At 59.3% G+C, this 11,939-nt stretch carries 10 protein-coding genes; 4 read left to right on the forward strand and 6 right to left on the reverse strand.

Features of this window, described 5'->3' with window-relative positions; all coding sequences use genetic code 11:
• Positions 1 to 75 precede the first annotated feature (75 nt).
• Positions 76 to 2,811 carry a LuxR C-terminal-related transcriptional regulator gene (locus tag ACMYSP_RS16745; protein WP_434583173.1) on the forward strand — a complete coding sequence of 912 codons (2,736 nt, stop codon included), beginning with the start codon at positions 76 to 78 and terminating at the stop codon, positions 2,809 to 2,811.
• Here the strand turns inward: ACMYSP_RS16745 and ACMYSP_RS16750 are convergent.
• Genes ACMYSP_RS16750 through ACMYSP_RS16765 form a run of 4 tightly spaced genes read right to left on the reverse strand, consistent with a single transcriptional unit; the run spans position 2,800 to position 7,547 of the window.
• Positions 2,800 to 4,269 (reverse strand): MdtP family multidrug efflux transporter outer membrane subunit, encoded by a 1,470-nt coding sequence (locus ACMYSP_RS16750; protein WP_434587133.1) that lies wholly within the window; start codon positions 4,267 to 4,269, stop codon positions 2,800 to 2,802. The genes ACMYSP_RS16745 and ACMYSP_RS16750 overlap by 12 nt on opposite strands.
• A 5-nt stretch (positions 4,270 to 4,274) precedes the next feature.
• A complete protein-coding gene (locus ACMYSP_RS16755) occupies positions 4,275 to 6,218 on the reverse strand; it encodes an FUSC family protein (RefSeq protein WP_434583174.1) in 1,944 nt (647 codons plus the stop codon).
• 9 nt (positions 6,219 to 6,227) lie between these two features.
• Complete coding sequence (mdtN, locus tag ACMYSP_RS16760) at positions 6,228 to 7,256, reverse strand: multidrug transporter subunit MdtN (protein ID WP_434583175.1); 1,029 nt, start codon at positions 7,254 to 7,256, stop codon at positions 6,228 to 6,230.
• Positions 7,257 to 7,274: 18 nt separating this feature from the next.
• On the reverse strand, positions 7,275 to 7,547 hold the full coding sequence (locus ACMYSP_RS16765; RefSeq protein ID WP_434583176.1) for a YtcA family lipoprotein: 273 nt from the start codon (positions 7,545 to 7,547) through the stop codon (positions 7,275 to 7,277).
• 284 nt (positions 7,548 to 7,831) lie between these two features.
• Between ACMYSP_RS16765 and yjdI the strand changes: the two genes are divergently transcribed.
• A complete protein-coding gene (gene yjdI, locus ACMYSP_RS16770; protein WP_434583177.1) occupies positions 7,832 to 8,062 on the forward strand; it encodes a 4Fe-4S mono-cluster protein YjdI in 231 nt (76 codons plus the stop codon).
• 11 nt (positions 8,063 to 8,073) lie between these two features.
• A complete protein-coding gene (locus tag ACMYSP_RS16775) occupies positions 8,074 to 8,346 on the forward strand; it encodes a GNAT family N-acetyltransferase (protein WP_434583178.1) in 273 nt (90 codons plus the stop codon).
• 64 nt (positions 8,347 to 8,410) lie between these two features.
• Here ACMYSP_RS16775 and ACMYSP_RS16780 read toward each other — a convergent pair whose 3' ends face one another.
• Positions 8,411 to 9,649, reverse strand: coding sequence for an MFS transporter (locus ACMYSP_RS16780; protein ID WP_434583179.1), 1,239 nt, complete (start codon positions 9,647 to 9,649; stop codon positions 8,411 to 8,413).
• Between the two features lie 298 nt (positions 9,650 to 9,947).
• Here ACMYSP_RS16780 and alaE point away from each other — a divergent pair, with 298 nt between their 5' ends.
• Positions 9,948 to 10,367, forward strand: a complete 420-nt coding sequence (gene alaE / locus ACMYSP_RS16785) for an L-alanine exporter AlaE (protein WP_434583180.1) — start codon at positions 9,948 to 9,950, stop codon at positions 10,365 to 10,367.
• A 105-nt stretch (positions 10,368 to 10,472) separates the two neighbouring features.
• On the opposite strand, the gene ACMYSP_RS16790 is transcribed toward alaE, so the two are convergent.
• A complete protein-coding gene (locus tag ACMYSP_RS16790) occupies positions 10,473 to 11,921 on the reverse strand; it encodes an EAL domain-containing protein (RefSeq protein WP_434587135.1) in 1,449 nt (482 codons plus the stop codon).
• Positions 11,922 to 11,939: the final 18 nt, after the last annotated feature.

Genomic DNA, 11,939 nt, shown 5'->3' on the forward strand with positions numbered 1-11,939 from the left:
GTATGGATAAACATGGCCTACCCCCCGGTTGGGGGGGATAATGGCCGATGTACGGAATGAAGAGGTCATGGCGCTATGGAATTGTTACCCTTGACGGAAGACGCATTGAGCGGGTTTGTGCATCAGGAGCCATTCCGCCTTGCGCGCACCTTACCGCTGATTGCGACGCGTTTTACACCGCCGCGATCGCCGGGGACGTTGCAACCACGTGAGCGCCTTATCCAGCGTCTCGATGCCGCCCTTACCAGCACCCTCACGCTGGTATGCGCTCCCGCCGGGTTTGGTAAAACCACTCTGTTGGCCCAGTGGTACCAGCATCGGCAGCACCAGGGCGATGCACTTGCCTGGCTGAGCATTGACGACGATGACAGCACGCCCCTGTTGTTGATGCGTTACCTGCAAGAGGCGTTGAGGCCGCTGTGGCCGCCGGAGCATACGCCGGCGGAGAATGCCCCTGCGGATGATTTCCGCCTGTTTCTCGCCGGGCTTGTCAACCAGCTGCACCGCCGTCAGGCACCGCTGTTCCTGATCCTTGATGACTACCAGAATATTACTCACCCGGACATTCACGAGGGGCTGAACTGGCTGCTGAACCATGCGCCGCCGTCTCTGCATGTGATTATTGCCAGCCGCAGCCAGCCGCCCCTGGCGTTGAGCCGTCTGCACATGGAGGATCGGCTGGTGGAGATTGACGATCATGCGCTGCGGTTTAACGCCGCTGAGGCCAGGATCTATTTTTCAACCTCGATCTCGCCGGCTCCCGAACGGCAGGATATCCCGCGGCTGATTGCCCGCACGGAGGGCTGGGTTGCCGGAATGAAAATGGCCGCCTTAGCGAACGGTAGCGCCCATTCCAGCCTCTCCGGAGGCAAACTGAATACCGCCTCCCGTGCCCTCTCTCGCTATCTGGAGGAGGTTATCTTTGCGCCACTGCCCGCCGAGGTGTTGGCCTTTCTTCTGCGAACCTCCATGCTTAATCGCCTGCACCCGTCGCTGTGTGATGCCGTGACCGGGCAACGCAACGGGGAAGCGATGCTGGCGTGGATCGCGCAGCACAATCTGTTTCTGTCCGCTCTGGATGCGGACGGCTTCTGGTTCCGCTACCACCCCCTGATGCGCGAAGCGCTGCTGTATCGCCTGCGCCATAGCGCGGAGGTGGATATTCGCGAGCTGCATGAGCATGCCAGTAACTGGTTTGCCAGCCAGCAGCTGTGGGCGGAGGCGATTCGCCACGCGCTGGCCGCCGGAAAGGCGGGGGCCGGGCATGCGGAAGTGGGGGCACAATCGCTGGCGGAAGAGGGCGACATCGAGACCATGGTGCGCTGGATCCGCTATCTGCCGGCTAACCTGGATCCTTCGCGAATCGAACTGCAAACGAACCTCGCGTGGGCATTGGCGCACCGCTTTCGTTTTCACGATGCCCGCCAGCTGCTGGACACCATTGAGTCACTGGCTGCCGCCAACCGCCGCGAGATAGCCCACAGTTCATGGATCAAAATCCGCGTCGTGCGGGCCATCTGCGAAGCGTTTGCCGACAATATCGCGCAGAGCATTGCGATCGTCGAACCGCTGCTGCATGAGGTGCCCTGCGGCGATATCTGGGTGGATGGTCTGGTGTGCAATATTCTCAGCTACTGCCACCTGGCGAACGCCCGCCCGCAGCAGGCGCTGGATGTTCAGCAACGGGTATCGGGCATGCGGGTGACGAATCGTAATCTGTTTGTGGAGGTGTACCGGGCGTTTGTCATGGCCCAGGGGTATTTACGCCAGGGGAACCTGGCCGAAGCGCAGCGGCAGGCGGCGCGGGCGCTACAGTATGCCGAACAGCAGACCGGCGCCCATTCCAGCAGCGGCGCAACGCTGGCGCCAATCCTCGCCGAAATTGCCTGGGAACAGGGGGAGGTGCAGTCCATCGCGACGCTGCTGATGCTCCGTCTGGAGATGATCGATGACTTCTGCCCGCCAGATGGTTTTAGTCGCTGCTACATCGTGCTGGCGAGGCTGGCACGGTTCAACGGCCAGATGGATGAAATGACATCGCTACTGCTGCATGCCGAAGGTCTGGCGGTTCAGCGTGGATGGCTGCGGGCGCAGGCCCCCCTGCTGGCTGAGCGTATTTGCAATGCGCTTCACGCGGGCGATCGCGCGGCGGCCAATAGTTTGCTGCTTCGCCTGCAGCAGCTGGCCCTCGGGGTGGAGGCGGGGAACAATGATATTGTGACGGCCTGTTTGACCTTAAGCCACTGCCGGATACTGATTTCCTGCGGAAAACCGCAGGTAGCGGCTCGCCAGCTCGAGACACTCGCCGATGAGCAGGAGCGTGACGGCGAGTGGCTGTTTGCCGTGCGCCTGCGGCTGATTCAGGCCGCTGCGCTATGGCGTGCCGGGGAGCTGGAGCGGGCGATTGCCGTGGGGATCCCTGCGCTGCGCCGCGCCTTTCAGCAGAAGCTGTGGCGTAGCCTGCTGGACGGCGGGGAAGAGATGGCCGCATTGCTGATGGCTATCCAGCAACGCGGTGGCCAGGGCGAGGCCTTTAGCGGTGAGCTGGCGCTGCGCCTTGCCGCATTTAGCGAGGCCGGGATCCTGACGCCCGCAGCCCGCCAGGCGCCAGCGAATCTTCGACTGACCGAGCGAGAGCTGCAAACGCTGGGGCTGATCGCCGAGGGCTACTCCAATAAAGAGATCGCCCGCGCCTTAGGGATTACGGCGGAAACCGTGAAATGGCATCTCAAGCAGCTGTACGAAAAACTGCAGGTAAATGGCCGGATCCAGGCGGTCAATCAGGCGCGAGAATGGCAGCTATTTGCCTGACGCCTGGGCCTCCAGCGCCGGTCCGCGATAATCCCCACCCAGCGCCTTAATCAGCGTAATGTCGCTGCTCAACCGCTGCGCCTGGATATCCAGCAGTAACAATTGCTCAGCGATGACGGGCCGACGAGCCTCCTGGGCTGCATAGTAACTGACCAGTCCCCGCTGATAGTGCGCGCTGGCGCTTTGCGCTGTTGCCAAAGTGGCGGTAACTTTCAACTTCTGCAGCGCCACTTGTTGATTCAGGTCGTTCAGCTCGCTGGAGCCGATTGCCACATCGCGCACGGCATCCAGTACCGCCTGGTTGTACTGCTTAATCAGGATGTTACTGGCGGTACGCACCGACTGCAGATTGGCATTCAGGCGACCCCCATCGAAGACTGGCAGATACAGCCCCGGCAGCAGGTTGATCTGCTGGAATGAGGATTTAAACAGATCGCCGACGCTCAGCGCGTTATATCCCCAGAAGGCCTTGATATCAAAGTGCGGGTAAAATGCCGCCTTGGCTGCGTCGACCTGGCTTAACGATGCGGTGACATAGCCGCGCAGCGCCTGCAGATCCGGACGGCGGGCCAGCAGTTCAAAGGAGAGCGATTCCGGAAGCGTTTCCTGCAGTGCCGGCAGCGCCACCGGATGGATCTCCGGCATGGAATGCGCATCGGCGCCGATCAGCGCCCGTAGCGTTTCCCGGTAGCGGGTTAGCATCCCATTGGCGCTCACCACCTGCTGCTGCGCCGCCAGCAGTTCGGCCTGAGCATTGGCGATATCCACGCTATCCTCAACGCCGCGCTGGGTGCGGTGTTCATGTGCCTGCACCGAAAGGCGGGCAATCGTCTCCAGTTGGTTGAGCAGCGTTATTTTCTGGAAGGTTGCCTGCATCGCAAAGTACAGCTGCGCCACGCTACTGGCGAGATCCAGCTCGATCCCGGCAGTTTCCGCCTGACGAGCATTTTTCTCGCCGATGGCGGCGGCAACGTGGGCGCGGTCGGCACCCCATAAATCGATATTCAGCGTCGCGCCGACGCCGACGGTATTCAGGGTGTACCACGGGCCGTTTTTATCGACCGGCAGGGAGTAAGAATAGGGCCAGGTAAACTGTTTATCGGTCACCCGTAACCGGTTCTGCGCCGCGACGGCGGTGGCCTGCAGGCCCATCGCCGATTGCGCCAGTTCCACGGTGGATTGCGACTGGGCGATGCGCAGGCGGGCGGCCTGCATCGTCGGGGAGTTTTGCAGCGCCCGGTTGACCAGCATGTTGAGCTGGGCATCGTGATAGCCCTCCCACCATCGGGCGGCGGGCCAGCCGCTGTTGGCGAGGTGAATCACCTGGGCGAGTTCCACCTGCTGTGGGTTGATGATTTTCATCTCGCCGGGATCGTCCTGGATTAACGCACATCCGGGGAGTAGCGCCAGAGCCAGGGCGAGGGGGCAATAACGCAGCAAGCGGGCTACGGGGTCCATTTTTATCATGACTTGTCTGCCTGTCGTGCAAGCGTTGAAGAAGGGGACGACCAGTCGGGTAAGGTCGTCAGCAGCGCCACCAGCGGCGGGCCAAAGGGATTGTGGCTCCCCGGTTGGCACTGCCCGGGTAACGTCGGCGCGGGGCTCTGTTGCTCGATACCACAGGCGTAAGCGTCGAGATGGCTGGCGCAGCGGTGCAGGAAATCATCCCCAGGTGTCGCGTACAGCCGGTAGCCTTCGCTGAGCCTTACGATCTCCTGGGCCTCAAGCCAGGCCGCCTTGACCGGCCACGACTTCGCCTGCGGATACGGGTGCGCCCAGGCGTTGAGCGGCTCTGTCGCTACCCGATGGGTCAGGGTTTCCACTGCACTGAGTGAGTCGAACAGTGGTACCAGTTTGACTTCGTCATCGCGGGCGCGCAGGTACTCCGCCATCTGCCGGTAGAGCCGGGCCAGACGGGATTTTAGCTGCGGGGCTTCGCTGTCCGGCCACAGATAGAGATGGACGATCGATGAGACCAGCACGCCGAGCACGATGCCAATCACGCGGTCGCGTAGCTCAGTTAAATTGGTCAACGGGCCAAACCAACTGAGAAACGCCAGCGAAAACGTAAAGCCTATCTGGATCCCGGCGTAGGCGATGCGCTCCGAACCCGCCGCGATCCACGCCGATAGCGCCATCACCGGCAGGGTCATCGCCAGCAGACCGACAAGGGATTCGGTATGCGGCTGAACGAAGACAATCATCAGCAACGCCAGCAGGGTCGCCAGCAGGGCGCCGACGATCCGCAGCCAGGTTTTCTGCAGGGTGGCGCCGAGTCCTGGCTGGGCGACAATCACGCAGCTGAGCATAATGGTGTGGATGCCCTGCCAGTCGGTGGCGGTATAAAAAACGTAGCACAGCAGCGTTGCCAGCAGCGTTTTGAGTGCGAAGTGCAGATAGGCCGGGTTCGACCAGGCATCGGGCAGCAGCAGGGGGGCTTTCTCGCTTTCCCCTGCCGGAAGCGGGATCGTCTCTCCGCGCGCCAGCCTGGTCAGCGTGGCGGCCATTTCCTGCAAAATCACGCGGTTTGCCGTCTCCGGCGCTGAGATCTCCGGCGGGGTGTCGGGCAGTGTGCTGACGTCCAGGTGCTGTGCCAGCCTCAGCAACTGAGCAGAAAGCTGCTGACGGGCGATTGCATGGTCCTCACCCGGTTGCAGCAATGCGGTCAGATGATAGCAGTGGATGGTCGCGGCCATCAGGGATTGCCAGGCCTGTGGGGCGGCGGCAATTTCGGGGCTGGAGCGGCTCGCCTGTTGGTACAGGGATTGCAACCGGGTGAACTGCCCGGCGATGGCGGTAAAGGTGGGGGCGTCCTGGGGGCTGCCATTTTGTTCCACCCGCGCGGCCACCTGACGCAGCAGCACCACGATCTGTGCTTTGAACTGATAACCGGGGAGCGCCTGCTGGAAACAGGCGTTAACCAACAAGGTGACCACGATGGCGAGGTTAATGACCACCCACAGCCACAGCAGCAACCGCACCAGAATCTCGCTCTGGCTGGTCATCGACGGGAAGGTCTGGGCGTAGATCACCACCAGCGCCACCACGAAGAAGGCCAGCCCCAGTTTGCCCAGCACCCGCATCAGATAGATCGCGCAGAAAAACAGGCCCACCGAGATAACGAGGCGGATCAGCGGGTAATCGTAGGTCCATTTGATGATCAGCAGCACGCAGCCCAGCGCAACGCTGACGGTCAGGAAAAAGACCACGCTCACCAGTTTTATCATCAGCACGTTGGGCTGACTGACGTAAAACACCACGATCAGCGCCACGGCTAAAAAGGGAATTTGCAGGGTCATAAACAGGGCGATGAGCACCGCACAGCTGAGCGTCAGGCGCAGGGTATAGTTTGCCCGCCCCGGTTGATCGGCCAGTTCCCGCTTCAGAAACGTCCAGACATGCTGCATCTTGCGCCCCTATCGCGGCTGAAGAACGGCGCTGGCGGAGGCGCCCATGCGGAAGAGTTCAGGGTCCGGATCCTTAACGGCGATTTTGACCGGGAAACGCTGCGAGACGTGAACCCAGTTGATGCTCTTTTGAATGATCGGCAGCCCCTCAATGACGCTGCCGCCTTCTGGCAGCACGCCGGAGCCGACGGAATCGACCACGCCGGAGAACGATTTATCATGATTGGTCATGATGGTGACCCTGGCCGGCACGCCAGGGCGGACGTTTTTAAGGTCAGTTTCGCGGAAGTTAGCGATGACATACCAGCGATCGTCATCCATCAGGGTAAACACCGGTTTTAACGCCGAGGCGTACTGACCCACGGTGGTTTTTAGCGCCACTACTACGCCATTAAAGGGGGCGCGAACTTCGGTAAATTCAAGATGCAGTTCCGCCAGCGCGATCTGCGCCAGGATCCCCGCCCGCTGGGCGACCATCGCATCAACGCCGGTCACCGCGGCGGCGGCCTGTTTGGCCTGCAACAGCGTGGCCTCCAGTTCGGCCCGGGCGGCTTTTTCAGCGGTTCGCGCCTGGTCGAGATCCTCCTGTGATGCAAAGCCTTGAGGCACCAGCGGTTCAAGACGAGTGCGCGACGAAGTGGTCTGCTTCACCAGCGCTTTCGCGCGCTCCACGGCGGCGGCCACCGACTGGGCGTTGTACTCCTGGGCCTTAATCGTGCGCTGGGTGAGCATGATTTGCGCGTCCAGCGTCGTCAGGCGGGCCCGGGCATCTTCCAGCATGGCCTGATACGGGCGCGGGTCGAGGCGAAACAGCAGATCGCCTTTCTTCACCCGCTGGTTATCGCGGATCGGCATCTCGACAATACGCCCGCTGACCTCCGGCACCACGTCGATGGTGTCGGTATAGACATAGGCATCGTTGGTCGCGGGTGAAGTCTGGAGCTGCCAGATAACCACCATGAGCGCGACGATCGCTGCGAGAACGAGGGTCAGCAACGGCCATTTTTTGCGTAATACGCTGGGGCTGGATTTTGTCATAGGGGCTTAGTACACAACTTAGTACACAAAGAACAGGAACCACAGGATCGTGGCGAACAGGAACATCAGGGCCAGGTAGCTGAATATCAGCGGCGAAAATCTCGCCTGCCAGCCCTGGCGAACGATCAGGATATGACAGGGAATGAGTAAAAACAGGCCGCCTAATAAACAGAAAAACCAGCCGGGGAAGGCCGCACCGAATACCGGAATTGCTGGCGATAATGAACAGCCGGAGAGAAAAACAGACTGGAATAATAGGGCCAGACGCGCCGGTTTTACTTGATGATTCAAAGGAGAGGTCCTGAATACTCACACTCATTGTGAAATGAGTTTAATCGCCATTTTGCAGAAATAATAGTGCCTCAGCGCTTCTCTCTGATTATTGAGGGGGGCTTTCGGAACTATGCCAGAAATAGACCTGTAATGAGAGGATGATATTCTAATCATTTATTTTGCATCAATGCGTTAAGTCTTAACGATATATACATTACGGATTCGCCATTTCCCCATAGCGGGGGCGGTTTGGCAGGGCTATGCTTAGCACCTGAACAATAAAAAAATAATGAGGCAATGTCATGGATAAGGAACTACTGGAAGCGGGCTATCGGGCCTATACCGGAGAGAAGATTGATGTCTACTTCAACACGGACATCTGTCAGCACTCGGGAAACTGCGTACGCGGCAGTGCAAAGCTCTTTAACCTCAAGCGTAAGCCGTGGATCATCCCGGATGAAGTGGATGTCGCCACCGTCGTACGGGTGATCGATACCTGCCCGAGCGGTGCTCTGAAATATTGCCATAAATAAGTGAGGAAATAGTGGAGATACTGGAAGGTCATAACAAGTTTTATGTCAATGATGCAGCGGGAAATCAGGTCGCCGAAATTGTTTTTGTCCCCACCGGCGAGCATCTCAGTATTATTGAACATACCGACGTAGACGAGAGCCTGAAAGGCCAGGGGGTAGGCAAAAAGCTGGTGGCGAAGGTGGTGGAAAAAATGCGCGGAGAGCAACGCAAAATTATCCCGCTGTGCCCATTTGCCAAACATGAGTTTGATAACACCCGCGAGTACGACGATATCCGTGCCTGAAATAAAAGCACCGGCTTAAACCGGTGCTGTTATTTTGTGTGACCCGGACCGTAAAGACCGGGGATCAGGTGGGGCCCTCATTTTCCAGCCTCTGCCTTTTACGCAGATGTGGGAAAATTGTCATCCAGATGGCCACCACCACCAGGGTTCCAATTCCGCCAAGGGCCGCAGCCGGTACGGCGCCCATCCACGCGGCTAACAGACCTGATTCAAACTCCCCAAGTTGGTTTGAGGTATTGATGAAGATGGCATTTACCGCGTTCACGCGACCGCGCATATCATCCGGCGTATCCAGCTGCACCAGCGCGCCGCGAATGACCATGCTCACCATATCGAACCCGCCCAGTGCGGCCAGCGCCAGCAGCGAAAGCCACAGCCGTTCAGAAAGCGCAAACACGAGCGTCGCCAGGCCAAAGCCGGCCACGGAGGCGAACATGATCAGGCCAACGTTTTTCTCCAGCTTGTGGCGGCTGAGCCAGACGCCCACCAGCAGTGCGCCGACCGACGGTGCTCCACGCAGCATCCCCAGACCCCAGGGGCCAGTATGCAAAATATCCTGCGCGAAGATGGGTAACAGCGCGGTCGCCCCGCCGAGGAGAACGGCAAACAGATCGAGCGAGATCACGCCCAGGACATCTTTTCGCTCGCGGATAAAATGCACACCGGCAAACAGGTTAGTGAGATTCATGGGCAGGCGAGCTTGCGGTGGCCGCTCATAGCGCAGCCGGCTAACCAGCACAATAGAGAACAAATAGAACAACGCCGATACGCCATACACCACTTCCGGGCCCGCCACATACAGCAGGCCGCCAAGCGTTGGGCCGATAATCACCGCCGCCTGCCCGCCGACGGAGCTGGCCGCCATTGCTCGCGCGAGGATCGGCGGCGGCACCAGCGCCGGTAGCATCGAGGTGATAGCCGGCCACTCCAGTGCTTTTGCCACTGAGATTAAAAAGACCAGCCCCCAAATTTCAATCTTGTCTGCCCAGTGCAGCAGCGTCAGCGCGACCAGCCCGAGTAGTGCTAGCCATTCAATGAACTGGCCCAGTAGCACAATTCGTCGGCGATCGAACTGATCCGCGAGGTGTCCGGCAGGGAGTGCCAGCAGGACGGAGGGTAAGAATTGCATCAGGCCGATCATCCCGAGCGCCATCGCGCTGTGGGTGATGGCATAAATTTGCCAGCTAACGGCAACCGAAAACATTTGAAAACCAAACGATGAACAGGTGCGCGCCAGCCAAAAGGTGACGAACGGCCTGTGCCGCAGCAGTGAATCTTGCGCCGCGGATACCTGTGAACCCATAGTCTTATCCCATTAAAAGCCCATATTCCGGCCGGCATCGTGGTACCGGCCTGGTGGAAAGTTCGTCAGGAACTTTCGTTTTTATCGTCTGACAAGGTGCGATATCTTGTTCATTCGGGCAATGGCAAGGTGTGCGTTTCGCGTAAATAAGTCGCTGCCGCGGCCACGCTGCTGGAAAATACGCGTGTGCTATAGTTTTAGGCTTATCTGCAGATGAGCACGCGTTTAGCCACCACGTCAGGACAGGAAAATCCCTTTGCCTCAACGCCAGAGACAGACGACGCGTCGGACTGCATTTTTGGCAGATACCGCTGCGCTACTCCTTTTTTTCACAACAACCGGCATCATTAATGAACGCCTGATTGCTGGTATGACGTGGGAGCAGGTTTTCTATGCCCGCCTTCTGGGGGCGGCGCTGATGGTTCCGGTCGCCAGACCTTACGGCGTATGGCGAGACTGGGTGATGAGGCGTGCCGGTGAGAGCCGAATATCTACGCTGTTTTGGGATAGCGTGGCGCTTGTCAGTTTTCAGGTTCCCATTTATGCAGTAATCATTGCTTTCAGTGGCGCCTCGGGAAGCGGATTGCTTCGAGGCACCCTTGGCGCCGCCCTGATGATGCTTTTGCTGGGACGCCCTTACGGCGCGTTTCTAAACTGGGTTCGCAAGTTATTCGGCTTACCTCCGGGAGGAAGTAAGCCGATGTCGTTGGACAGCTGACTGGCCAGGCGACCTTTTTCTTCTCAGCATTCACTCCCCCCGAGGGGATCGTAAATCGCGCCACCTGGCCGCCTCACCATTAAGGCATTCGGCCGCTATGCCGAGCTATCCGGCAATGCTGGTGGGAAACCGCCCTGCGGAAAAGCGTTGGATAAGATCCGTCAGATTATCGCCCGTCACCGGCGGCGAGATCAGGTAGCCCTGAAAACGATCGATGCCCTGGGCCTTCAGAATATTGAATTTTTCCAGGCTATCGACCCCTTCGGCAATGCAGCGGCTGCCCGAGAGCTGGCAGTAATAGATCAGGCTTTTGATCAACGCCAGGGCGTGCGGGTCGCGCGCCAGATCGTTGATAATGCTGATATCCAGCTTGTACTCATCAAAACGCACGGTTCGAACCGGAAACATCACGCTGCTTTGTGAAAAGCAATCGTCGAGCATGATACAAAAGCCCAGCTGCTGTAAGCGGGCGATATTCTCGCCCGTTTTTCCATGGCGGCTGAGATCGATGGTTTCGGCAAATTCCAGTACCAGCCTTTTGCCCCACTGTGGTTCATGTAACTGCTGACGCGCCGCCTCCATCATGCGGACAATATTGCCATTGTTGGCGATGACCGGCGGGATGTTCACCGCGAAGTAAAACTCACCCGCGTGCTGATTAATGTTCTGTACCGCCTCCTGCAAGACAAAAGCGGTGAGCAACAGCCAGGCATACTCCGAGCGGATCTGCGGCAAAAACTCGCCCGGCAGCAGCACTTCACCATGGCGCCGCCAGCGTGACAGAACTTCGATGCCCTGCAGCATTAAACGCGCATCGGTGATGGGCTGGAATACCGGAAAAATGTGCCGGCAGTGAATCGCATGAACAAACTCACGCTCGAACGCAGAAAGCGCGGCGACACCGCCTGCTTTCTGTCCCTTGCTCTGGCTGCCGGGAAAGCGGCTCGCCAGGTGTGGATGATGTTCCACCATCTTTTTCAGTCCTGAACTTCGCTGGGTATAGAGGGTTTTGTGACTCAGCCCTCGCCGTTGTGCCTGACTATTGATGCTGTCCCCCTGCAGCCAGTCCAGCGCGGTCGTTAGCTCCGGTTTACTGATGCCGCAGGTTGGCGCGCCGCCGGTCGCCATCTCCCGCGCCGCCTGCTGTTCCAGCAGAGGGTAGTCCAGTCGTGGGGGATGGTTAAGCAGTTCTGCTAACTGCCGACAGGGTAAATCGGCGGCGGCGGCCTGTACCGCGGCCAGATAACGCGCCTTGCCGACCTGATGCAACAGCGTATGCCACAACCAGTTTGCCGGACTGCGGCTGAGGATCAGCATCGGTAGCGCCACGGCGCGATGTTTCAGGAGCTGCGCCGCCTGACGCAGGGTCAGCAGCAGCCAGAACGGATCGTCGGGTAAGAAAACCACCACGCGCCTGACGCTGACCCTCTCGGGAATAAGCCGCGCCTCATGGCGCTGGGGAAACAGCCGACGAGGCTGGCGCAGGCTGCCGTCGTCCATCAACGCGGATAGTCCCTCGGCGGCTATCGTGCAGGGCGAAAGAATATAGTCCACCGGCGGGGAGACCTGCGC

The organism is Klebsiella sp. R390 (assembly GCF_051131745.1).
GTDB lineage: Bacteria > Pseudomonadota > Gammaproteobacteria > Enterobacterales > Enterobacteriaceae > Klebsiella.